Raw genomic sequence first — 23,647 nt, 5'->3', positions numbered from 1 at the left:
GGCTTGCAGCGTTCGATTCAGGGCTCGTGCTGCTGTGCATTGTGCTCAAGTAACAGCTCCACGAACGCGCGCACCTTTGCCGGTCGAAAGCGCGTTGCCGGGAACACGGCGTGGATGCCGCCAGACGGCAACTGCCACTGCGGCAGCACGTGCAGCAAGCGACCGGCGGCCAGATCGTCAGCGACCACATAGTCGGGAAGCACCGAGATGCCTGCGCCCTGGCACACCGCCTCGCGCACGGCGAGGGTGGCGTCGAGAAAGACGCCCGGCTGCACGTCCACACTCTGCGGCGCATGCGTGGCGTGCGCGAATTGCCAGCGCTGGTGATCGCGCAGGGCAGTGTTCGCCACGAAGGGCAGGGTGGCGATGTCCTGCGGCGATGCGATTCGGGTCAGCTGCGCGGCCATCGCGGAAGGGGCGACCAGCAACTGTCGAAATGCGCCGATCTTGCGTGCCTGCAGGCTGCTTTCGGCCAGCCAGCCGACCCGGATCGCAAGTTCGATGTTGGCCGTCATCAGGTCCAGGGTCTGGTCGCTGAGGATCGCGTCGACCTTGCAGGCCGGATGGCGCCGGGTGAAGGCTGCGATCGCCGGCACCACCACGCGCACGCCGTAGTCCAGCGGGGCGGTGAGCCGGAGCAGCCCGGAAGGTTCGGCGGCGGTGTCGGTGAGTGCGTCGAAGGCGTCGTCGGTATCGCGCAGGATGGCCGCGCAGCGCTGGTAGAACGCCTGCCCGAGTTCGGTGGTGCGCACCCTGCGGGTCGTGCGCACCAATAGCGAGGTACGGCATTCGCGCTCCAGGCGGGCGACCTGCTGGCTCACCACCGCCTTAGTGATGCCCAGGCGCTCGGCGGCCGCCGTGAAGGAGCCGGTGTCCACCACTGCGACGAAGTAGGCTAGGCGGCGCAGATTGCCCAAGCCGCCTGGCCCGGTCTCGCTTCGATTGTGTGTCTTTGGCATACGGTATGTTTATGGCGGATGGATTTAAGAGTCAACGGCGCGGGCCTAGGATGCCTTCCTCGCCACCGGATGCCGCTGCCATGTCCACCACCGTTCATTACATTTACGACCCGCTGTGCGGCTGGTGCTATGGCGCCAGCGCGGTGGTGTCGGCGTTGCAGGCACGGGCCGATGTCACGCTGCAACTGCTGCCAGCCGGGCTGTTTCTGGGCGCCGGCGCCAGGGCGATGGACGCCACCTTCGCCGGCTACGCCTGGTCCAACGACCAACGCATCGCACAGCTGACCGGCCAGGATTTCAGCGCCCAGTATCGGCAGCGCGTGCTCGGCAATCGTCAGCAGCGCTTCGATAGCGCTCCGGCGACGTTGGCACTGACGGCGGTGGCGCGTGTCGCTCCGTCGCGCGAAGTGCAGGTGCTGGGGGCCATCCAGCGGGCGCGCTATGTCGAGGGCGACGATGTGACCGCGCTGGACACGCTGGTGGGCCTGCTGCAATCGCTTGGGCTGGAGCAGGCCGCGAAGCAGATCGCCGCGCCGGATGCGCAGCTGCTTGCGCTGACACAGGCGCGCATCGACCAGGCGCTGGAGCTGTTGCAGGAATTCGATGTGCGCGGCGTGCCGACGCTGGTTGCGCAGTCGTCCGGCAAGCGGTGGTTGCTGGATGTCGGGGCGGGTTATGGCAACCCCGATGTCGTCCTGCGGCAGTTGGATGCTGGGCATTTTTAGGCATCTGGGTGACTGGTTTCTCGCCATGGGGTTGGCTTTCTTGCAGCTGACCTTTCCCCACACACGTCTCCAGTGACTTGGTTGTCTTCCGCCGCACCCTCACCCCAACCGTCGCCATCCCCAAAGGCCGAAACAATGCCAACCCGACGAGATGTCATCAAAACCCTGGCCGTTGCGAGTGTCGCAACCGCCTTCCCTGGAGCGAATACCGCCATGGCTGCACCGACCACACTGACGTATCAACATTTCCCCGCCGGCGAGCACGGTTTCTTCCGCGCGCCGGTGCTGATTTCCGGCGCGCGCGATGCGGTGCTGATCGATGGCGGCTTCACCCTGCCCGACGGCAAGGCGCTGGCCGAGGCGATCCGCGCCAGCGGCAAGACGCTGACCACCATCTACATCAGCCAGAGCGACCCGGACTACTACTTCAGCCTGGCGCCGATCAAGGCTGCCTTCCCCGAGGCGCGCGTCATCGCCGCCTCGGCCACCATTGCGGCGATCAAGGGCAATGTCGAAAAGAAGCTAGCCACCTGGGGCCCGCAGCTGAAGGAAAACGGCCCGCAGCGCCTGGCCGACATCGTGATGCCGGAGCCCTTCGATGGCCCTGCGCTCACACTGGAAGGCCACGCGCTGGAGATCGTCGAAGCCGACGGCCTGGCCAATCGACGCTATGTCTGGGTGCCTGCGCTGAAGGCGATCTTCGGTGGCGTGCTGGTGTTCTCCGGCACGCATGTGTGGACCGCCGATACGCGTGGCGCCGAAGGTCGTGCCGCCTGGCGCAAGGCGCTGGACAGCATGGCGGCGCGTTCGCCATCGGTGGTCGTGGCCGGCCATCTGCTGCCGGGCGCGCCCACCGATGCCTCGGCCATCGCCTACACGCGCGATTATCTGCTGGCGTTCGAGCAAGAGCTGGCCAGGCACAGCAACAGTGCCGACCTGATCAAGGCCATGACCGCGCGCTACCCCGATGCCGGCATGACGGTGGCATTGCAGATCGGCGCCAAGGTCGCCACCGGCGAGATGCAGTGGGGCTGATGCGATGACGACGCAGCCGGACATCGTCCGCACAGGCGCCGTGCATGCAGTGGACGCGTAACACCGAGGCGCGGCAGATCCCTGCACGCCGCTGCGCTTCTGGAATAATGCAGGCTTGGCGGCGACGCCGGTCTGCATCCCGGTCTGTTGCGGGATGCGGAGCAGCCACGCCTTCCCCGCTGCATTCGCATAGGCCTTCCAATGTCCCAGACGCTCCGCATCGCCATGGCGCAGTTCGACTTCCCGGTCGGCGCCGTGGCGCGCAATACCGATCGCATCATCGACTTCATCGCGGCAGCGCGCGACGAGTTCGATGCGGACATCGTGCTGTTTCCCGAGCTGGCGATCAGCGGCTACCCGCCGGAAGATCTGCTGCTGCGGCCCGGTTTTCTCGCCCATTGCCAGGAAGCGCTGGCGCGCATCGCTGCCAGTACGCGCGGCATCGTGGCGGTGGTCGGCTGGCCGCAGAGTGCCGGCAGTGTGGTCTACAACGCCGCCAGCGTGTTGCGCGACGGGCGTATCGAGGCGACGTATCGCAAGCGCGAATTGCCCAATTACGCAGTGTTTGACGAGCGCCGCTACTTCGACGTGGACCCGGATGGCGGCAACTGCGTGGTCACGGTCAAGGGCGTGCAGGTGGGCGTGGTGATCTGCGAGGACCTGTGGTTTGCCGAGCCGCTGGCCAGGACCGTGCAGGCCGGCGCCGAGCTGGTGCTGGTGCCCAATGCCTCGCCCTACGAGCGCGGCAAGCATGCGCAGCGCGATGCCCTGCTGGCCGAGCGCACCCGCGAGAGCGGGGCGGCGATTGCCTACCTCAACGTGGTCGGCGGCCAGGATGCGCTGGTGTTCGACGGCGCATCGGTGGTGGCCGATGGCGACGGTACCGTGCATCCGGCCGCTGCCGCCTTCGTCGATCAGTGGCTGGTGGTGGACTACGCCGCCGGCGAGCGCAGTTTCACCCCGGTGGTGTGGGTGGACGATGGCGACGAGAGCATGGATGCGTTGGCCTGGCGCGCGGTGGTGCGTGGCTTGCAGGACTATTGCCGCAAGAACGGCTTTACCAAGGTCTGGCTGGGCCTGTCCGGCGGCATCGATTCGGCGCTGGTGTTGGCGATGGCGGTCGATGCGTTGGGCGGCGACAACGTCACCGCAGTGCGGTTGCCGTCGCGCTACACCGCCAACCTGTCCAACGATCTGGCCGACGAGCAATGCCGCGCGCTGGGCGTCAAGCTGGAAACCATCGCGATCGAGCCGGCGTTCGAAGGCCTGCTCGCCGCGCTGGGGCCGATGTTCGAAGGCACCCAGCCGGACATCACCGAAGAAAACCTGCAGTCGCGCAGCCGTGGGGTGATCCTGATGGCGCTGTCCAACAAGTTTGGCGGGCTGCTGCTGACCACCGGCAACAAGAGCGAATACGCGGTGGGGTACGCCACCATCTACGGCGACATGTGCGGCGGCTACGCCCCGCTCAAGGACCTGTACAAGACCGAAGTGTTTGGCCTGGCCAAGTGGCGCAATACCGTGGGCGGGGCGCCGGTGATTCCGCCGGCCGTGATTTCGCGCCCGCCCTCGGCCGAGTTACGCGACAACCAGACCGACCAGGATTCGCTGCCGCCGTACGATGTGCTGGACGGCATCCTGTACCGCTACGTCGACCAGGAGCAATCGCGCGATGACATCGTCGCGGCCGGCTATGCCGCCGACACGGTGGAACACGTGCTGCGGCTGGTGCGGCTCAACGAATGGAAGCGCCACCAGGCCGCGCCCGGGCCCAAGGTGTCGCGGCGCGCGTTCGGCCGCGAGCGGCGTTACCCGATCACCAATGGCTATTCCGGCCAGTAGCCCGACGGCTATTGCGGTCGGTCGTCCGGCGCACCAGCCACCGCTGCGGTGGCCGGTGCTTGGGCGAAGCGGGTGAGCAGGTCCAAGGTCGGCTTGGGCCGGGTCAGGTCGTACATCAGGCCGAAATGGCCTTCGGCGCCCTGGATGCTGGTCTGGTCCAGCAATTCGTAGACGTTCACCTCGGACACCACGTCGGCATAGTTGTCGCGCACGTTGCGCAGCAACTGCGCCAGGCTGTCGTAGCAGCCGCGGTCGCCTTCCGCACCGCCGGTGGTGTTGCCGGTGTAGATCTCCGCACAGTTGAGCTCGTTGAAGAACACCGGGGTCTTGTAGGTCTGCGCCGCCGTGCGCAGCTGGCCCAGGTACAACGCGCTCCAGTAGCCGGCATCCTGGTGGAAGGCGTAGTAGTGGAAGCTGATGTGGTCGAAATCGAAGCCGGCCGCCTTGGCCTTGGCCAGGAACCACAGCGAGCCATTGCGATCGCCGGGGCAGCGTGCGTTGGCGCTGCGGTCGTCGCTGTTGCAGGCGGTGATGTTGATGGTGAAACGCAGGCCGGCGCCCAGTTCGTTGGAGGCCTGGCGCATGCCCAGGTACATCGTGGTCATTGCCGCGATGCGGGCATCGGCCTCGGCGCGCACCAGATCCTGTTCGTTGCCGATTTCCCAGACCTTGATGTCGGCCGCATAGCGGCGTGCCAGCTGGTAGCCGATCTCGCGCGACATCGGGTAGACCATCGGGCGCAGCGTGATGCCGTATTTGCGCGCCAGCGGGACCAGCGCATCCAGCGTTGCGTAATCGCGCGGGTCCACATCGAAGCGGTAGCTGCGCAGATTGCGTGCGGCCAGCAGCTGGAAGCGGGCCTCGGCCTGGGCCATGGAATAGCCGGGGCGATTGTCGTGGGCGTTGACGCCGTAGACGATCGGCGCCGCGGTGGCGGTGGTGGTCATCGCCGCCAGCAACAGGGCGAGCAGGAACGGGACGATGCAGCGGGACATGCGGCCTCCTGGGCGGGCGCCAGCGGGTAGTCGGGTCTTCTTCAGGGCCGAGTATAGGCAGCGCACCGGCGCGGTTCGGTGACCTGGTGCCGGGTCTGGCGACGTGCCCGCAGCTGTCGCAGGCAGGCGCGCCCCGCGTTGCGCGAGAGGGTGGGACGCTGGCGCGGAATGCGGGACGGCCGATCTCCCGGTCGATCAGGCGTCATTGTCGCCAGGCATCGCGAGTGCCTGCGGCAGCCGGCGCGCCGTCACCGCCGCAGGCGCGTTACCGCAATAAAAAAGGGGCCTTGCGGCCCCTTCTCATCACACCGGCGACTGATGTCTCAGTCGCGGCTCATCTGTGCGTTGCGCTGACCGGTGGCGGCGGACTTCTCGCCGGCGAACGGGTTGAGCTTGCGGATGGCCCAGGGATACTTCGGCCAGTCGCCGGTCAGCCACGGGTGCTGCGGGCTGTTGAGCTCCAGCACGCGGCGTGCGTCGGCGGCCAGGGTCTTGTTGCCCAGGTGGGTGTAGGCCTCGGCCAGCACCGCGACCGCGTCGTATTGGTAGGCGCTCTGCGGATAGGTTTCCAGCAGGTAGTTGGCACGACCGGCCGCCGAGACCCAGGCATTGCGCCGCAGGTAGTACAGCGCGTTGTCCAGTTCATGCTGGGCGAACACGTCGCGCAGCTCGATCATGCGCTTGCGCGCATCCGGCGCGTAGCGGCTGTTCGGGTAGCGGTCGGTGACGGTGTTGAAGTCGTTGTAGGCCTGCTGCGGCGAGGACAGGTCGCGACGGCTCGGATCCAGCGACCACACGCGGCGCAGGAACACCGTGTCGCGGTTGCTGTTGGCCAGCCCGCGCAGGTAGTACAGATACGAGATGTTGCGATGGGTCGGGTAGGTCCGGATGAAGCGGTCGACGCTGGAGACGGTGTCGTCGTGCTTGCCGGCCTTGTACTGGGCATAGGCGGTTTCGATCATCGCCTGCTCGGTGTACGGGCCGTACGGGTACTGGGCGATCAGGCGCTTGTAGCTGGCTTCGGCGCCGGCCCAGTTGCCTTTCTCCATCAGGCCGTGGCCCTTGCCGTAGAGCTGCTCGACCGGCATGCCCTCATCGGGATTCTTGTCCTTGGCGCCGCGGTGGCAGCCGGTGACGACGAACGCCATGACCAGCATGAGGGCAATCAGGCGCGCAGGCGCGGAAAACGTGGACCGTCGGATCATGGGTCTGGGCAGGACGCATCAGGAAAACGAGAGCGCGATGATAGCCTAGTGGCCTGTCCGGCGACTGACTCCCGCCGCCCGGACCGCCAAATTCCCGCTTTTGCCTGAGTGCCCGTGTCCATGTCCGACCCATCTGCCGACCCCCTCGACCCGTCCATCCGCCAGGCCATCGTGCCCGACAACGCCGCTGGACGCCGTTTCGACGCGGTGCTGGCCGAGCTGTTCCCCGAATTCTCGCGCTCGCGCTTGTCGGAGTGGATCAAGTCCGGCGATGCGCTGCTGAACGGGGAAATGGCGCGCCCGCGCGACACCTTGCGCGGCGGCGAGAGCGTGCAGGTGCAGGTGGTGCTGGAAACCCAGACTCACGCCGCGCCGCAGGACATCCCGCTGAGCGTGCTGTACGAAGACGACCAGGTACTGGTGATCGACAAGCCGGCCGGGCTGGTGGTGCACCCGGGCGCGGGCAATCCGGACGGTACCCTGGTCAACGCCTTGCTGTTCCGCGACCCGGCGCTGGCGGCGGTGCCGCGCGCAGGCGTGGTGCACCGGCTGGACAAGGACACCAGTGGGGTGATGGTGGTGGCGCGTACCGTGCAGGCGCAGACCGCGCTGGTGGAACAGCTGTCCGCACGCGATGTGCATCGCCAGTATCTGGCGGTGGTGGTGGGCGCGCTGGTCTCCGGCGGCACCGCCAACGCGCCGATCGACCGCCATCCGCGCGATCGGCTGAAGATGGCGGTGCGTGACGACGGCCGCGATGCGGTCACCCATTACCGCCTGCGCGAGCGCTTCCGCGCACACACCGCGCTGGAATGCCGGCTGGAAACCGGGCGCACTCACCAGATCCGCGTGCACATGGCGCATCTGAAGTCGCCGATCGTCGGCGACCCGCTGTACGGCGGCGCGCTCAAGCTGCCCAAGGGCGCCACCGACGAACTGGTGCACGAGCTGCGCACCTTCAAGCGCCAGGCGCTGCATGCCGAAACCCTGGAATTCCTGCACCCGGTCAGCGGCGAGCCGGTGCGCGCCAGCGCGCCGGTACCGGCCGACCTGCAGCGGCTGATGACGGCCCTGCGCGAAGACAGCGCACGCGCCGCCGAGCTGGCACGCCGCTGACGTGGACGCCGCCGCGCCCTTCGTGCTGCCGGCCGACTGGCCGGCGCCACCACGCATCCATGCGCTGACCACGCTGCGTCACGGCCTGGGCGGCTCGCTGGCGCCGTTCGACACGCTCAACCTCGGCAACCGCAACAGTGCCGATGGCGACGCGCCGGAGCAGGTGGAACGCAACCGGGCGCTGCTGGTCGAGGCGCTGGCACTGCCCGGTACCCCGCAGTGGCTGCGTCAGGTGCATGGGGTGGAGGTGCTGCGTGTCGACGCGCCCGTGCTCGCGCCCGGCGAACAGCCGCCTGCAGCGGGCACTGTCGCGCCAGGCGCGCAGGAACCGGTCGCCGATGCAGCGGTGACCGCCGTGCCCGGCGTGGTGCTGGCGATCCTCACCGCCGATTGCCTGCCGGTCGTGCTCGCCGCTGCCGATGGCAGCGAAGTGGCCGCCGCGCATGCAGGCTGGCGCGGCCTGGCCGACGGCATGCTGGAGCGCAGCGTGGCGGCGATGCGCACGCCGCCGCAGCAGGTGTTGGCATGGTTGGGGCCGGCAGCGGGGCCGCAGGCCTATGAAATCGGTGAAGACGTGTTCAACGCCTTCGTCGCGCACGATGCGCAGGCGCAACGCGCGTTTGTCGCGACCCGCCCGGGGCATTGGCGGGTGGACTTGTATGCGTTGGCGCGTCAGCGCCTGCAGCATGCAGGTGTGCCGGCCAGCGCGATCCATGGCGGCAGGCTGTGCACCATTTCCGAGCCGCAACGTTTCTTCTCGCATCGTCGCGACCGCCGCAGCGGACGCATGGCCACGCTGGCATGGATCGCGCCCTGAGCATGCCGTTGTTTGCGCAGGTGTTGGGGCAGGACGCGTTCGCGCAGCTGCCTGCGCCGGTGCGCGCGCTGCATTCGGTGCAGCAGCGGCAGACCTTCGCCGGCCGGGCAAGGATTCAACGCGGCACGCATGCGCTGGTCCCGTTACTGGCGCTGTTGAGCCGCTTGCCGCGCAGTGGCGAGGTGGAGGTCGAAGTGGAGTTTCTTGCAGACGCGGCGGGCGAGCGCTGGCATCGGCGGTTTGGCGGCCTGCCGATGCATTCGCGCCTGTGGCGCGAGGGCACGCGCCTGCGCGAACATCTGGGCGCGGTGCGGTTTGAATTCGCGCTGCGCGCCGACGCGCAGTCGCTGTACTGGCAGGCCACGCGGGTGTGGGCATTGGGCTGGATCCGGTTGCCTGCGCGCTGGTTCGAGCAGGTGCGTTGCCGCGAGCATGCCGACGCCGGGCGTTACGGATTCCTGGTCGACGTGCACTTGCCGCTGGTCGGCCCGTTCATTCGCTACGAGGGCTGGCTTGAACCGCGTTGATCCACCGCTCGTTGACGTGTCTCAGCTGGAGTCGTCTCGGTTGGAGCCTGCTCACTCGAAGCCGTCGCGCGTGGAGCCGCCCGGCCGTCAGCCAGGTGCTGTGCCCGCGACCATCGTGTTCGATGGCGTGTGCCTGCTGTGCAATGGCTGGGTCAGGTTCCTGCTGCGTCATGATCGACGCGGGCATTATCGCTTTGCCGCAATGCAGGGCCAGGCCGGACGTGCGCTGTTGCAGCAGCATGGGCTGGATCCGGACGACCCGTTGTCGTTTCTGCTGGTGGATGACCGCGGTGCGTGGACCGACAGCGACGCGATCGTGCGGGTGCTGGCCGGGTTGGGCGGCTTCTGGCGGCTGGCCACGGTGTTGCGCGTGGTGCCGCGTCGCGCGCGCGACATCGGCTATCGCCTGATCGCACGCCATCGCTACCGCTGGTTCGGTCGCAGCGAGCATTGCATGCTGCCGAGCCCAGAGCAGCGCGAGCGGTTTCTCGACTAGCGTAGGAGCGCACCTGGGCGCGATGCGGCGTTACCGGGAAAGCTTCGTCGCGCCCGGGTGCGCTCCTACGACTGCGCGTTGATTTCTATGATGGCTTGTCGATACGGAGTGTTGTTCGTCCGCGTGTGCTGGATCTTTGGTGGCGGACAGGCATGCCTGCTTTGTGTAGGAGCGCACCTGGGCGCGATGCGGCGTTACCGGGAAGGCTTCGTCGCGCCCTGGTGCGCTCCTACGGTGATTCCGTGACGGCGGCTTACGCGGCTGCGTTTTTGAAGCTTGCGGGCGCTGCTTTCGGGTTGCCGCTGTGCGCAGGCTGCAGGCGGAAGATCGACACCGCATCGGCCAGTTCCACGGCCTGTTCTTCCAGGCTGCGCGCGGCGGCGGTGGCTTCTTCCACCAGCGCGGCGTTGCGTTGGGTGACTTCGTCCAGTTGCGCGACGGTGCGGTTGACTTGTTCGATGCCGCTGGATTGCTCGGCGCTGGCGGCGGTGATCTCGCTCATGATGTCGGTGACGTGTTTGACCGAGCCGACGATCTCGCGCATGGTCGCGCCGGCGCGGTGCACCAGGCCCGAGCCCAGTTCGACCTTGTCGGTGGAGTCGGCGATCAGCGTCTTGATCTCCTTTGCCGCATCGGCCGAGCGCCGCGCCAGCGCGCGCACTTCCGAGGCGACCACCGCAAAGCCGCGGCCCTGTTCGCCGGCGCGTGCGGCTTCCACCGCGGCGTTGAGCGCCAGGATATTGGTCTGGAAGGCGATGCCGTCGATGACGCCGATGATCTCGCCGATCTTGCGCGAGGCGGTGCTGATCTGGCCCATGGTGGACACCACATCGTCCATCACCTGGCCGCCGTTGTGCGCGACTTCGCCGGTGCCCACTACCAGCCGGTTGGCCTGCAGCGCGCTGTCGGCGTTCTGCTTCACGGTGGAGGTGAGTTCTTCCATGGAGCTGGCGGTTTCTTCCAGATTGGCGGCCTGCTGCTCGGTGCGCTCGGACAGGTCGGCGTTTCCGGCGGCGATTTCCACCGCCGCGCGGCGGATCGTGTCCGATGCGATCTGGATGTCGCCGATGATCTCGGTCAGCCGGGTCACGGTCTGGTTGGTGTCGTCGCGCAGACGCGCGAAGATGCCGTGCGCATCGCCCTCCACGCGTTGGGTGAGGTCGCCTTCGGCCAGTGCACCGATCACCCGCGCCAAGGCGGCCAGGTGGGTTTCCACCGAGTCGTAGATGCGGTTGATGCCCTGCGCCAGCGACAGCAGCACGCCGTCCATGCCGTCGATCTGCATGCGCCGGCTGAAATCGCCGGCCGCGGCGGCATCGATAATCTGGATCAGCGCCTGCTCGGCGTTGACCTGCGCGGTGACGTCCATCCACTGCGCGATGGTGCCGAGCTTGGTGCCGTCGGCGGCGATGATCGGGCTGTAGACGAAGTCGATCTGGCGGCCGAAGAACGGCGCGCGCACCGCCTTGGAGGCGGTCAGCGCACGCATGCGGTCGATCGCGGCCTGGCTGTCGGGATAGATGTCGCCGATGCTGCCGCCGACGAAGCCTTCGGCATGGAAGCTGGGGCGGAAGCTCTGCACATCCGGCTCGATCAGCTTGAGCATCGCCAGCAGTTTGCGGTTGGCGAACAGCACCTGGCCGTCGTCGTCGGCGATGCGGATCATGGTGTCCAGATCGTCCAGCGCCTTGATCACGAACTGGCCGTGGCGCAGCCCCTGTTCCATCACATCGAGGCGGATGGCCAGCTTGTCCTGGGTCGCCTGCAGGGCGTGCAGCAACGGCGCGAGTTCGCCGGAGGCGGTGCGCAGATCCAGGCGCTGAAAGCGCCCGTCACCGATGGCGGTCACCGTGCCGATCGCCTGTTGCAGTTGCGCCACACCGCGACGGCGTGCCCACCACCACAGCCCGGCACTTGCCGCCCCCAGTACCAGCAGCGCCGGCAGCAAGCGGCCCAAGCCGGTCCAGACACCGCCGGGCAGCAGCGTGGCGGCGTAGAGCGTCAGCAAGCCCAGCAGCCCGATCTGTGCAGCGGCAGGCAGCCATGCGGCCGTGCTGGCACGCGCAAGGTTCCGGCCGGAAGGCGGGCGGGAGACGGCGGTGGCATCGGGTGAGGGCGACATAGGCTGAGTCCAACTGAGTGATTCGGTGTGGGGAGCGGCGTCCTGCGCTGCATGGGCTGCTATGGGGTATCGGCGGCCGAGCCCGAATCATGACGGCGTGAAATCACCGTTCGTCGGAATCTGCCGATCAGCCCCCCGAAAACACCGATGTAGTTGATTTGGAAGCGGTTTCAGTGCCGCCCGATGTGCTGCGGAACCGTGATTTGCAGCCGGATGCCGGTCTTGCAATTGTAAATTTCACGTGAAATATCAGCGGGCTCCGTAAACACTTCGTAGACCTCGATGCCACGCAGTCCGATCGCATGCGCGCCACCAAGACTGGCCAGCGGCGCCATCGGTGCAACGCGACGAACACGCATCGAAGCGCGGGGAATCGGGAGTGGGGATTGGGGAATCGGGCGCGCCATCAATCCAGCCCAGCCCTGAAAGACGACAGAAAAGCGCTTCTCCCATTCCCGAATCCCGAATCCCGATTCCCAAAAAAAAACCGGCCATCTCACGATGACCGGTCTATCGATGCCCAACTAGCTGACGTTACACCGGCTTACTTCGCCGGCTTGGCGCCCGCGTCATCCGGCAGCGCCCAGGCGATCACGCTGTCGCCCGACTTGGTTTCCATGCGGTCGTGTCCACCCACGGCGGCCACGATGTACTGCTTGCCGTCGATGGTGTAGCTCAGCGGGGCGGCCTGCGGGCCGGCCGGCACGCGGGTCTCCCAGACCTGCTTGCCGGTGCGGGTGTCGAAGCCGCGCATGAAGTCGTCCAGGGTCGCGCCGATGAAGGTCACGCCGCCGGCGGTGGCCAGCGAGCCGCTGTTGTTGGGCGTGCCGATCTCGAACTTGGTCTTGGACGGGATGCCCATCGGACCCTGGTCGTAACCGGTGCCCAGCGGACGCCGCCAGAGCACCTGCTGGGTGCGCAGGTCCACGCCGGAGATGTAGCCCCACGGCGGTGCCACGCACGGCGTGTTGAGCGGCGACATCCACGGCTCCTTGCGGGCGCCGTAGGCCAGGCCCTTCTGCGCCATGTAGCCGGGCGTCTTGCTCTTGCCGTCGAACACCGACACCACGCCCAGCTCATTCATCTTTTCGCGGGTGTAGACCTGCAGGGTGTAGGGCAGGCGATTGCTGTTCATCACCATGATGCCGCGCTGCAGATCGACCGAGACGCCGCCCCAGTTGATGCCGCCGTGATTGCCGGTAAAGGCCAGCGAGCCCTGCAGGGTCGGCGGGGTGAACATGCCTTCGTAGCGCAGCTGCTTGAACTGGATGCGGCAGGCCAGCTGGTCGAACGGGGTCATGCCCCAGGCGTCGGATTCGACGATGGTTTCGTACTCGCGGCTCGGTGCGCCCACGGTATTGGGCATGCCCGGCGAGATCGGCTGGGTGGCCGCGGTCCAGTCGCCATGATCGGTGCCCTGCGGCACGGCGATCTGCTTGACCGGCATGAGCGGCGCACCGGTGGCGCGGTCCAGCACGAACACCTGACCGGACTTGGTGGCCTGGATCACCGCAGGACGGGTGCCACCGCCGGCGACCGGCCAGTCGACCAGGTTCGGCTGCGGGCCGATGTCGTAATCCCACAGGTCGTGGTTGACGGTGCGGAAGTGCCAACGCTCCTTGCCGGTGGCCGCATCCACGGCAACCAGCGAGGCGGTGTATTCCTCATCCTGCGGGGTGCGGCCCTTGCCGAAGAAATCGCCCGAGGCATTGCCGGTCGGCAGATAGACCAGGCCCAGTTCGTCGTCGGCGGCCATCAGCGACCACACGTTCGGGGTGGAACGGGTATAGGTCTGCCCGGCCGGTGGCTCGGCGGTGATCGCCGGGTTGCCCAGGTCCCAGGCCCAGCGCAGCTGGCCGGTGAGCGCATCGAAGCCACGCACCACGCCCGACGGCGCATCGCCTTCCTGGCCGTCACGCACCTGGCCGGTGGGCTGGATCACCACGCCGCGCATCACCACCGGCGGCGAGGTCGGGCCGACGAAGCCCGGCTTGGTGTTGCCGGTGCCGGCGTTGAGATCGACAAAGCCGTTGTTGCCGAAGCTGGTGCACAGCTTGCCGGTCTGCGCGTCCAGCGCGCCGAGGCGGCCATCGACCATCGGCCAGAAGATCCGCGTCGGGCACTCGGCGGTGCCTTGCGGCGCCTGGTAGTACGACACGCCGCGGCAGGTGGTGGCGGCAACGCCGGCCATCGCCTTCGGATTGGTCTGCGGGTCGAAGCGCCAGCGCTCCTTGCCGTTGGCTGCTTCCACCGCGATCACCTTCTGGGTCGGGGTGCAGATGTAGAGCAGCTCGCCGACCTTGAGCGGGGTGTTCTGGAAAGCGTAGCCCAGCTTGGAGCCGGCCGGCTTCAGATCGCCGGTATGGAACTCCCAGGCCACCTTCAGGTTCTTGGCGTTCTCCGGGGTGATCTGCGCACCGGGGGTGTAGTGGTTGGACAGGTTGGAGCCGGCGTACGAGGTCCAGTTGCTGGCATCGTGATTGGCCGCGACGTTACCGTCCGGGCTGGGCACGTTGGCGCGGCTGAACGGCGTCGCATTCTCGGCCGGCAGCTTGGAGGCATCGGCCAGTTCGACATTGCGCGGCACCAGCAGTGGCCACAGGATCAGCGTTGCGCCCAGAATCGGCAGCACGCCGGTCACCAGCACATAGCCAAGCCCCGACAGCGGCTGCATACGGCGGCGGGCCACGCCCCAGAACGGCAGCAGCACCAGCCCCAGCACCGACATCCAGGCCAGACGCGGGACCAGGCCCCAGCCATCCAGGCCCACTTCCCACAGCGCCCAGGCGATGGTGGCCGCCAGCGTGGCGCCAAACAGCCACAGGCCGGCACGCTTGCCCAGTGCCAGCAACACGCCGGCCAGGAACAGGCCGATGCCCGCCAGCAGGTAATACCAGGAGCCACCGACGGCGACCAGGCGGCCGCCCTCGTAGGCAAGCACCGCACCGAGCACGGCGATCACCACGGCATAGACCACCAGCAACCAGGTGCCTAGTCCACGTTTTGAGGATTGATCAGTCATTTTGAGATGTCAGGAAGGACCCAGGCACCGGCAGGCGGTGGCGAGTCGTGGAGGGAGCAAGATCACAGGCTGGCAAAGGGCGGCCTTGGATCCAACAAAAACGTCCTAAAGCAGAACGTCCGGATATGAACGCGCAGCCCCTCCCAGGGTCCTCAGCGCTACTCATGCAGATATTTTAGACCGCAATGACGCTTGTGTCCGTGACGGAATGAGAACCAACGTTCCAGGCCATGCGGCTGAGGCGCTGAAATTGCTCAAATTCGATATGGCTGGAGATTGGTGCAGGCGTCAGTCGGTGTTTGGTGCATTCGTGCGCCGCGACAAATGCAGGATCCTGCAGTAGTTCTATTGAGTTATTGACTCAAGCGGTGAGGCGGGGATTCGGCATTCGGGAGTTGGGATTTGTAGAAGCTGGACTTTACGCTTCGGACATTTCCACTTGTACGTACACGCGTACCCTCATCCGCCCTTCGGCCCCCTTCTCCCGAGGGGAAAAGGGGGGCGCTGCCGGTGCGCAGCGCGTCTGTGCTGATAGCGTGGTGCTGGCAGCCTGCGTTGCGGACACCGGAGTCAGATATCTGCAAGCGCCTGCAGGTAGCGCTGGCGCCAGTGATTGATGTTGTTCTTGCGCAGATGATCCATCATCGCGCTCCAGCGTTCGATGCGGGTTGCCAGCGGCATGCTTGCCGCAGTGGCGATCGCGTCGGCCACGCCGTCCAGATCGTGCGGATTGACCAGCAGTGCCTCTTTCATTTCGTCCGCTGCACCGGCCAGCAACGACAGCACCAAGACGCCCGGATTCTGCGGATCCTGCGCCGCGACGAATTCCTTGGCGACCAGGTTCATGCCATCGCGCAGTGGCGTGACCAGGCCAACCGAGGCCGCGCGATAAAAACCGGTCAACGTTGCATGGCTGAAGTTCTGATTGACGTAGCGCAGCGGCGTCCAATCCGGCTCGGCATGTCCACCGTTGATGTGGCCGGCGATCTGTTCCAGCTGCCCGCGCAACTGGCGGTACTCGTTGACGTCGCCACGCGATACCGGCGCGATCTGTAGATAGGTCAGGCTGCCGGATTGGTCCGGATAACGCTCCAGATAGCGTTCGAAACCCTGGAAGCGTTCCGGCAGGCCCTTGGAATAATCCAGCCGGTCCACGCCGATCGCCAGTTGCCGGCCGCGCAGGCTTTCGCGCAGGTCGCGCACGGCCTGCTTGCCGACCGAGGCCTTGGCCTGGTTGGCGATCAGGTCGGTATCGATCCCGATCGGGAACGCCGCGGCACTGAAGCGACGCCCGCCGGGGCCTTCGACGATGTCGCCTTCAAGAATGCGGCCACCGCCGAACAGACGCACATAGGCCTTGAAGCGCTCGGCATCGCGCTGGGTCTGGAAGCCGACCAGGTCATACGCATAGAACGTGCTAAACAAGCGCGCGTGATCGGGCATTGCCTGCATCAGGTCGGCCGAGGGCATCGGCACGTGCAGGAAGAAGCCCATCTTGCAGCCCACACCCAGCTCGCGCAGCATCGCGCCCAGCGGAATCATGTGGTAATCGTGGATCCACAGCGTGTCGCTGTCCTTCAACAACGGCGCCAGCTTTTCGGCGAATAGCCGGTTGACGCGCATATAGCCTTCGCGGGTGGCGCGGTCGTAATCGACCAGGTCCAGGCGGAAGTGCAGCAGCGGCCACAGCGTGCGATTGGCGAACCCGTTGTAGTACGAATCGATGTCGCGCTTGTTGAGGTCCATGGTGACGAACTTGATGTCGCCCTCGGTCTGTTCGTGCATGCCGCCGCTGTCGCCGCGGACGGTCTTGCCGCTCCAGCCGAACCACACACCGCCGCGCTCCTTGAGTGCAGCCAACAGACCAACCGCCAGCCCGCCGGCGCGGTTTTCGCCGGGCACTGCAACGCGGTTGGATACCACCACCAAACGACTCATGACGCCTCCTGCCAGCTCCGCGACAAGCGCATCGCTGCGATGATCAAGCCCACATGCGAATAGGTCTGGGGGAAATTCCCCCAGGCTTCGCCGTCTTCAAACGATAGATCCTCCGACAGCAAGCCGAGGTGATTGCGGCGCGAGAGGATGCGCTCGAACAATTCACGCGCCTCCTCATTGCGGCCGATCGCGGCCAGCGCGTCGATGTACCAGAACGTGCAGATGGTGAAGCTGGTTTCCGGCTCACCGAAGTCATCCGGTGCGATGTAGCGATATAGCGCATCGCCATGCTTGAGCACGCGGCCAACCGCTTCGACCGTGCGCACGAAGCGGCTGTCGTCGTTGGCGACGATGCCGATATCGGCCAGCAGCAACAGCGATGCGTCCAGGCGATGACCGCCCAGCGTATCGGTGAAATGGCCGCGCTCTTCGCTCCAGGCCTCGCCCAGCACGCGTTCACGAATCGTGTCGGCGCGCTCGCGCCAGTACACGCTGCGCTCGGGCAGCACCAGCCGGTCGGCGATCTTGGAGAGGCGATCGCAGGCAGCCCAGCACATCGCAGCGGTGTAGGTATGCACTTCGGCGCGGCCGCGGAATTCCCACAGGCCGGCATCGGGCACGTTGTGCAGCGCGAAGGCGCGCTCGCCCAGCGGCTCCAGGCGGCGGAAGGTGTCCGCATCGCCCTGGTCCTTCAGGCGCAGGTCGAAGAACAGCTGGGTGGACGCCAGCACCACGCTGCCGTAGACATCGTGCTGCTGCTGGATCCAGGCCAGGTTGCCGCGGCGTACCGGGCCCATGCCGCGGTAGCCGTCCATCGTTTCGACTTCGTGCTCTTCTAGCTGGGATTCGAAACCGATGCCATACAGCGGCTGCATGGTGCCGTCGGCGGTGGCGATGTTGAAGATGTAGCCGATGAACTGCTCCATCGTGCGGGTGGCGCCCAGGCGATTCAGCGCACGCACCACGAATGCGGCATCGCGCAGCCAGCAATAGCGGTAATCCCAGTTGCGCGGGGTATTCGGTGCTTCCGGGATCGAGGTGGTCATCGCCGCGATGATGGCGCCGCTGTCTTCGTACTGGCACAGCTTGAGCGTGATTGCGCTGCGGATCACCGCTTCCTGCCAGTCGAGCGGAATCGACAGGTAGCGCACCCATTCGCGCCAGTATTCTTCGGTGCGTTCCTGCGCCTCCTGCACATAGCCGGTGAGCGAGCGGGTCAGCGATTCGTCCACGCCCAGCACCAGGTTGACCGGGTGGCTGAGCACGAACGGCAGGCCGTCGCGTACGAAGCGTACCGGCACGTCGGTGGTCAGGCGCAGGGTGAATTCGGGCAGCACCCAGCGGATGTGATTGCTGCCCCAGGTGGTTTCCGGGCTGCGTCCGCCCCAGTCGGCCAGCGGGCGGGCGCGCACGATGATGCGCGGGTTGCCGGCCAGCGGGCGGATCTGCCGGATGATGCTGACGGGCCGGTAGAAACGCCCGTTATTGCGCCAGCGCGGTGCGAAGTCGATGACTTCCACTTCGCCGCCGTGGTGGTCGCGCAACACGGTGCGCAGCACAGCGGTATTGGGCAGATAGTGTTGCTCGCTGCTGGCGAAGTCCTCCAGCTCCACGGCAAAGTCACCGCCTTCGCGCTTGGGCGAGAGCAGCGAACAGAACGCCGGGTCGCCGTCGAAGGCCGGCAGGCAACTCCACACCACGCGTGCCTGCCGATCGACCAATGCCCCAAAGCTGCAGTTGCCGATGACGCCCAGATCCAGGTTTGGCTCGGTCATGGAGTGCGAACGATCCTTTTGAAGAAAAGAGGGAAGGCGCGCTGCGCTCAGGCCTGGCGCGCATTGCGTTGCAGCCACGCATGCACGTCGGCGGTACCGTCGACGCGGAAGCGCGCGCTGGTTTGGGCGCGATCGCCGACCAGCACGCTCCAGCCGCCGAGGCGGTTGGCCGCTTCGAAACCGAATTCGTCGGTGAGGTCGTCGCCGACGAACACCGGCGTGCGGCCGGCGAATGCGCCCTGCTGCATCAGTTGTTCGACCGCCAGGCCCTTGTTGCTGCCTTCGGGGACGAATTCGACCACGTGGTCGCCCGGTTGCAGGCGGTACCCGGAAAGCTGGGCGATTTCCTGCTGCGCAAAGGCGAGCACGTCGGGGCCGGCCAGCGGCTGTGCGCGCCAATGCAGCGCGACGCTGACGCCCTTGTCTTCGACCAGCACGCCGGGGTGCCGGTGCGTGAGTGCGGCGGCACGCTGATGCAGGCCATGCAGCCACTCGGAGGTGTCCTGCGGCATCGCCGCGCGTGCGGCGATATCGCTGCGCAGTTCGTGCCCGTGCAGGCCGGCGGCCGGAAGCAGCAACGGCGCGAACAAGGCGTCCAGCTGCGACAGCGGTCGGCCGCTGACCAGTGCCACGGCGCCCTGCAGGCGGTCGCTTAGCTGGCCGATGGCCGCGCGGACCTCGGGCAGGAGCCGCACAGCCTCGGGGCTGTCGGCAAAGTCGATGAGGGTACCGTCCACGTCCAGAAACAATGCGCAGGCATCGTCCAGCAATGGCGGCGACGGAAGGGGGGAGTGCACGTCTGCCATCGCGCTAGTGTGCGCAAGGCGATGTGATATTCAGGTTATGCAACAGCGGGGAGTGGGGATTCGGGAGTGGGGATTCGCAATGCGTCGCCCTTTGCCAATCCCGAATCCCCGATCCACCCATCCCGGCGTCAGAACGAGTAGCGCACCCGCCCATACCAATACGCGCCATTACTGCCGATCGGCGAGAGCACGTCGTAGGGCAGGTTGCCGAAGTAGGCGATGTCGTCGATGGAGCGGTCCGAATAGTTGTCGAGAATGTTCTGGCCGCCGATTGCCAGCGTCCACTGCGTGCCCAGGTGGTACTCGGCTTCCAGGTCCAGCTGCCATTCCGCGCCGTAGGTCTGGCGTGGCACGAAACCGCCGCCGAAGTCGAACACGCGCGTGGCGCTGCCGTAGCGATTGACGCGGGTCTGCAGGTTCCAGTGTTCGTTGTTCCAGTTGGCGGCCAGCGCGGCGCGCGTGCGTGGTGCGGCATCGGTGAGCGTGTTGCTCTCCTCGACACCGAACAGCACGTAATCCGGGTCCAGCGCGAGCAGCTGCGCCGGGGTGCCGATGACGTTCTTCAACTCGGTCTTGGCGTAGCTGTAGGTGCCGGTCAGCAGCAGGTCGCCGCCGAAGGCGTACTGGCGCCAGTTGCCGACCAGCTCGGCGCCGCGGGTGCGGGTGTCGGCGGCGTTGAGGAAATAGCTGGCGCTCTGCACGCCGGCGACGGCGAAGTTCTGCTGCACGAAGTCGGTCAGCGTGGTGCCGGTGATGTCTTCGGACAGCGCGATGCGGTCGTCGATATCGATCTGGAAGAAGTCCAGCGACAGGTCGAAGTGATCGCCCAGCTGGCTGGTGAAGCCCAGGCTGTAATTGAGCGACTTTTCCGGCTTCAGGTCGGTGGCACCGAGCGCGCGTGCGATCGGGTTGTTGACCGACAGCAGGCGGCCCTGGGTCAGGCGGCCGGCGGCGTCGTAGCCGGTGGAGGTGGCTTCGTAGCCGATCTGGCTGAGCGAGGGTGCACGCACGTTGTTGGAGACCGCGCCGCGCAGCGCGAACGCCGGGGCGAAGGCATAGCGCGCGGCCAGCTTGCCGGTCCACTGGCTGCCGAAATCCTGGTAATGCTCGTAACGGCCGGCCAGGTCGGTGGAGAACTTGTCGCCGAACTGGCTGGACACGTTGGCATAGGCGCTGGCCACGTTACGCGACAGGTCGGCCTCGTCCTGCGGGGTCAGCCCACCGCCGGCCTGCGAGCCGGTGGGGCGATCGGTGAACGGGCCGGCCGCATAGCTGGCCGGGTCGCCGGCATGGGTGCGGTATTGCTCGCGGCGGAATTCGGCACCGGTGCCGAAGGTGTGGGTGGCGCCGGCCGCATCGAACACGCGGGTCAGATCCAGGTTGCCCACGGTCTGCGCAAAGGCGAAATCGCCGGTCTTGAAGCGGGTGGTGCTGCCCGGGCCGAGCGAGGCGTTGAGCGAGTTGCGCAGCCGGTAGGTGAAGTCGTTGCGGCCGTAGTTGACGCTGGCGTCGTAGTCCCAGCTGCCGAGCTGCCCACGCGCGCCGGCGACGACCTGCAGGTCGCGGTTCTCGCCTTCGGAAATCGGGCGGTAGCCGTTGGGATAGATCTCACGCCAGTTGGCGCTGCCATCCGGGTAACGGAAGTAATTGGCGCCTTCGGTGTCGCGCTGGTTGTAGGTGCCGAAGGCGTAGAACTCGCCGGTGGCACTGAAGGGCACCTTGGTGTTGAGCCAGGCATTCAGGCCCTTGGTGGCGCCATCCCCGAGCACGTAATTGCGCTTGCCGGCCAGCGCCAGGTTGGCCGGGGTCTGCTCCTCGAACGACGGAATCTGGTCGAAGCCGGCGCGGTTGGTCGCCTCGCGATTCTTCAGCTCCAGGCCGACCTTGAAGAAGCCGCCGTCATCGCCGAGCAGGCTGCCGACCTTGGCGCTGGCGTAGCTGGTCTGGCCATCGGTGACGCGGCGATTGATCGGCTCCACGTCGGTGTTGTAGGCGCCGAAGCTGGCTTCCAGCTCGCCACGCTCCGGGTTGTCGTCCAGGATCACGTTGATGACGCCGGCGATCGCGTCCGAGCCGTACTGCGCGCCGGCACCATCGCGCAGCACTTCGATGCGCTTGATCGCATTGATCGGGATGGAATTGAAATCCACCGGCGTGGTGCCCTTGCCGATCTTGCTGTCGGTATTGACCAGCGCCGAGGTGTGGCGGCGCTTGCCGTTGACCAGCACCAGCACCTGGTCGGGCGAGAGCCCACGCAACTGCGCGGCACGGATATGGTCGGCACCACCGGAGTTGGACTGGCGCGGGAAATTGAACGAGGGCAGCAGCGCCTGCAGCGCGCTGCCCAGCTCGCCGTTGACCACGCCGGCCTTGCGGATGTCCTCGGCGGTGAGCACGTCCACCGGCACGGTCGATTCCAGCACGGTGCGGTCGCTGGCGCGGGTGCCGGTGACGATCACGGTGTCCAGCGTGGTGGCGCCGGGGGCGGCCTGCTGGGCCTGGGCGTTGGCGCTCAACACGGCGGCCACGGCCAGGCCGATAGCCGAAAGGGTGGGGCGGGTCATCTCTCTCTCCTGCGACAGCAACTGCGAACGCGCCGCGCGGACGGCATCCGGCCGGGCAGGGGCGCAAAGGGGTTCGGATCGTCCACATTCATCCGGATGGAGAGATATTATCGCGTTGTTCAGGCGCGTGCGAGATGGCACAGTGCGCGCACGCCGGCATCAGCTGATGCCGCCCCTGCATGAGCCCGCCCCCGATCCGTCGTGAACGTACCCGTTGTGGAGAAGTCGATGAAGTTGCTGCCGTCCTGCCTGCTTGCCGCCATGCTGGCGCTGTCCGCCTGCGCCACCACCCCCGGCGGCGCGCCGGGCCCGACCACTGCCAGCCTCCAAGGCGATGCGGCGCGGCCGGCGGCGGCGCGCGGCTGGGTGCGCAGCGAGCTGTACTTCGGGGTGGGCGAGGAAACCGGCCCGGCCGATCGCCCGCAGACCCGTACCATCGACGAAACCCAATGGCGCGCATTTCTGGACAAGGAAGTGACCCCGCGCTTTCCCGACGGCCTGACCGTGTTCGACGCCTATGGCCAGTGGCTGTTCCGCGGTGCCAAGGAGCCGAACCGGCTAGGCACCAAGGTGCTGCTGATCCTGCACGAGGACACCCCGCAGCGGCGCAACGACATCGAGGCGATTCGCCTGGCCTGGAAGCAGGCCACCGGCCACCAGTCGGTGCTGTGGTCGCGGCAGGCGGTGGAGGTGTCGTTCTGAGTCTGGCGACCATGCGGTTTGAACATCTGCACCGGCTGCGCGTGAGCGCTGCACGCACGCTGCTGTTCGCCGCACTGGGCGGGCTGTCGTTTGCGTGCTTTGCGCGCGACACCAGCGTGCAGGTGTCGCTGGACGCAAACACGCAGGCGACCGCCACACTGGTCGGCGCACGCCTGCATGTGGTGTTGGGCCCGGGCGGCAAGGAGCAATGGTTCGACGCGAACCTGGACGAGGGCGAAGGCGGCGCCGGTGTGGATAGCGACGACTACAACTTCGACGGACATCCGGATCTTGCGGTGTCGGCGATGCTTGGCCAGGTCAACGAAGCGGTGCTGGTCTTTGTATTCGATCCGGCGCAACGGCGCTTTCGTGAGCTGACGGCGCCCACGCGCCCGGCAGTGCAGTGCGAAGGCTTCTTCAATCTGACGCCCGACAAGCAGCAGCGCAGCCTGACCAGCTCCTGCCGCAGCGGGCCGATGTGGTACACCGATGTGTATCGCTACGCGGCCGATGGGCGGTTGTATGTGGCCAGGACGCAGCAGCCGATCGCCTTGCCCGACATCCAGACCTTGCTGGATCCAGGCACCGGCGATGGCATGCCGCTCTCGGTGTGGCCCAGTTACGACGCGCGCGGGGCGAAGGTTTCAAGCGAGATCGGCACCACCCTGGACGCGCCGATGCCGGTCCAGCTGCGCGTGCAGGTGGCGCGTCTGCCGCTCTACGCCACCCCTACGGCGACCGGCACCAAGCGCTATCTGGTGCAGGGCGATCGGGCCGACGCGCTGGATGTCAGCGCCGATGCCACGCGCGTGCAGGTGCGCTATCGCAGTGCCGGCCGTGGCGACATCGTCGGCTGGATCGAGGTTGCTGCGGCGATGAAGTAGGGCCGTTGCTGCCACGCAGCCGCCTGGCATGGAACAGACCTGCGCAATCGCGGCGACACGCTCTGATCCACCGCGCCGCTGTCGCACGTGCGGAGCAGCGGCTACCATCGGCCGATC

Annotated in this window: 19 protein-coding genes; 9 read left to right on the top strand and 10 right to left on the bottom strand. The window is 66.8% G+C overall.

The window, feature by feature from the left end:
• Positions 1 to 17: 17 nt before the first annotated feature.
• The gene (locus AC06DU_RS15595) at positions 18 to 959 is read right to left on the bottom strand and encodes a LysR family transcriptional regulator (protein WP_478202784.1); all 942 of its coding nucleotides are present in this window, start codon (positions 957 to 959) and stop codon (positions 18 to 20) included.
• A gap of 80 nt (positions 960 to 1,039) precedes the next feature.
• Here AC06DU_RS15595 and AC06DU_RS15590 point away from each other — a divergent pair, with 80 nt between their 5' ends.
• The 3 genes from AC06DU_RS15590 (at position 1,040) to AC06DU_RS15580 (ending at position 4,561) form a co-directional block, all read left to right on the top strand.
• Positions 1,040 to 1,684, top strand: a complete 645-nt coding sequence (locus AC06DU_RS15590; RefSeq protein ID WP_065032725.1) for a DsbA family protein — start codon at positions 1,040 to 1,042, stop codon at positions 1,682 to 1,684.
• 213 nt (positions 1,685 to 1,897) lie between these two features.
• Positions 1,898 to 2,719: an MBL fold metallo-hydrolase gene (locus AC06DU_RS15585; protein WP_478202783.1), complete on the top strand. Its 822-nt coding sequence runs from the start codon at positions 1,898 to 1,900 to the stop codon at positions 2,717 to 2,719.
• A 201-nt stretch (positions 2,720 to 2,920) separates the two neighbouring features.
• Entirely contained in the window at positions 2,921 to 4,561 is a 1,641-nt protein-coding gene (locus AC06DU_RS15580; protein WP_065032723.1) for an NAD+ synthase, read from the top strand.
• 8 nt (positions 4,562 to 4,569) lie between these two features.
• Here the strand turns inward: AC06DU_RS15580 and AC06DU_RS15575 are convergent, their stop codons facing one another.
• Both AC06DU_RS15575 and AC06DU_RS15570 read right to left on the bottom strand, forming a co-directional pair.
• Positions 4,570 to 5,556 carry a hypothetical protein gene (locus AC06DU_RS15575; RefSeq protein ID WP_478202782.1) on the bottom strand — a complete coding sequence of 329 codons (987 nt, stop codon included), beginning with the start codon at positions 5,554 to 5,556 and terminating at the stop codon, positions 4,570 to 4,572.
• A gap of 323 nt (positions 5,557 to 5,879) precedes the next feature.
• Positions 5,880 to 6,761 carry an outer membrane protein assembly factor BamD gene (locus AC06DU_RS15570; protein WP_024939405.1) on the bottom strand — a complete coding sequence of 294 codons (882 nt, stop codon included), beginning with the start codon at positions 6,759 to 6,761 and terminating at the stop codon, positions 5,880 to 5,882.
• A 120-nt stretch (positions 6,762 to 6,881) separates the two neighbouring features.
• On the opposite strand from AC06DU_RS15570, the gene rluD reads away from it, so the two are divergent.
• The 4 genes from rluD to AC06DU_RS15550 all read left to right on the top strand — a co-directional run bounded on the left by rluD (position 6,882) and on the right by AC06DU_RS15550 (position 9,717).
• A complete protein-coding gene (gene rluD, locus AC06DU_RS15565) occupies positions 6,882 to 7,877 on the top strand; it encodes a 23S rRNA pseudouridine(1911/1915/1917) synthase RluD (RefSeq protein ID WP_054592204.1) in 996 nt (331 codons plus the stop codon).
• A 1-nt stretch (position 7,878) separates the two neighbouring features.
• Positions 7,879 to 8,694 carry a peptidoglycan editing factor PgeF gene (gene pgeF / locus AC06DU_RS15560; RefSeq protein ID WP_478202781.1) on the top strand — a complete coding sequence of 272 codons (816 nt, stop codon included), beginning with the start codon at positions 7,879 to 7,881 and terminating at the stop codon, positions 8,692 to 8,694.
• 2 nt (positions 8,695 to 8,696) lie between these two features.
• Complete coding sequence (locus tag AC06DU_RS15555) at positions 8,697 to 9,221, top strand: DUF4166 domain-containing protein (RefSeq protein ID WP_179465334.1); 525 nt, start codon at positions 8,697 to 8,699, stop codon at positions 9,219 to 9,221.
• A 70-nt stretch (positions 9,222 to 9,291) separates the two neighbouring features.
• Positions 9,292 to 9,717 (top strand): thiol-disulfide oxidoreductase DCC family protein, encoded by a 426-nt coding sequence (locus AC06DU_RS15550; RefSeq protein WP_478202780.1) that lies wholly within the window; start codon positions 9,292 to 9,294, stop codon positions 9,715 to 9,717.
• 253 nt (positions 9,718 to 9,970) lie between these two features.
• Here AC06DU_RS15550 and AC06DU_RS15545 read toward each other — a convergent pair whose 3' ends face one another.
• The 7 genes from AC06DU_RS15545 to AC06DU_RS15515 all read right to left on the bottom strand — a co-directional run bounded on the left by AC06DU_RS15545 (position 9,971) and on the right by AC06DU_RS15515 (position 21,944).
• Positions 9,971 to 11,839, bottom strand: a complete 1,869-nt coding sequence (locus tag AC06DU_RS15545; RefSeq protein WP_478202779.1) for a methyl-accepting chemotaxis protein — start codon at positions 11,837 to 11,839, stop codon at positions 9,971 to 9,973.
• A 170-nt stretch (positions 11,840 to 12,009) separates the two neighbouring features.
• Positions 12,010 to 12,363 (bottom strand): hypothetical protein, encoded by a 354-nt coding sequence (locus tag AC06DU_RS15540; RefSeq protein ID WP_478202778.1) that lies wholly within the window; start codon positions 12,361 to 12,363, stop codon positions 12,010 to 12,012.
• A 20-nt stretch (positions 12,364 to 12,383) separates the two neighbouring features.
• Complete coding sequence (locus AC06DU_RS15535) at positions 12,384 to 14,822, bottom strand: glucose/quinate/shikimate family membrane-bound PQQ-dependent dehydrogenase (RefSeq protein WP_180970464.1); 2,439 nt, start codon at positions 14,820 to 14,822, stop codon at positions 12,384 to 12,386.
• A gap of 609 nt (positions 14,823 to 15,431) precedes the next feature.
• Entirely contained in the window at positions 15,432 to 16,799 is a 1,368-nt protein-coding gene (otsA, locus tag AC06DU_RS15530) for an alpha,alpha-trehalose-phosphate synthase (UDP-forming) (protein ID WP_047127075.1), read from the bottom strand.
• A complete protein-coding gene (locus tag AC06DU_RS15525; RefSeq protein WP_065032716.1) occupies positions 16,796 to 18,574 on the bottom strand; it encodes a glycoside hydrolase family 15 protein in 1,779 nt (592 codons plus the stop codon). Before AC06DU_RS15525 ends, otsA begins: the two co-directional genes overlap by 4 nt.
• A 47-nt stretch (positions 18,575 to 18,621) precedes the next feature.
• A complete protein-coding gene (otsB, locus tag AC06DU_RS15520; protein ID WP_024939414.1) occupies positions 18,622 to 19,380 on the bottom strand; it encodes a trehalose-phosphatase in 759 nt (252 codons plus the stop codon).
• A gap of 128 nt (positions 19,381 to 19,508) precedes the next feature.
• On the bottom strand, positions 19,509 to 21,944 hold the full coding sequence (locus AC06DU_RS15515; RefSeq protein WP_039525848.1) for a TonB-dependent receptor plug domain-containing protein: 2,436 nt from the start codon (positions 21,942 to 21,944) through the stop codon (positions 19,509 to 19,511).
• A 228-nt stretch (positions 21,945 to 22,172) separates the two neighbouring features.
• Between AC06DU_RS15515 and AC06DU_RS15510 the strand changes: the two genes are divergently transcribed.
• Both AC06DU_RS15510 and AC06DU_RS15505 read left to right on the top strand, forming a co-directional pair.
• Positions 22,173 to 22,646 (top strand): DUF3574 domain-containing protein, encoded by a 474-nt coding sequence (locus AC06DU_RS15510; RefSeq protein WP_065032714.1) that lies wholly within the window; start codon positions 22,173 to 22,175, stop codon positions 22,644 to 22,646.
• Positions 22,647 to 22,657: 11 nt separating this feature from the next.
• A complete protein-coding gene (locus AC06DU_RS15505) occupies positions 22,658 to 23,530 on the top strand; it encodes an XAC2610-related protein (RefSeq protein ID WP_065032713.1) in 873 nt (290 codons plus the stop codon).
• Positions 23,531 to 23,647: the final 117 nt, after the last annotated feature.

The sequence above is a fragment of the Xanthomonas sp. NCPPB 3200 genome (assembly GCF_056393585.1).
The sequence above is the reverse complement of the archived record's forward strand: the minus strand, read 5'-3'. Positions and strand labels throughout refer to the sequence as shown.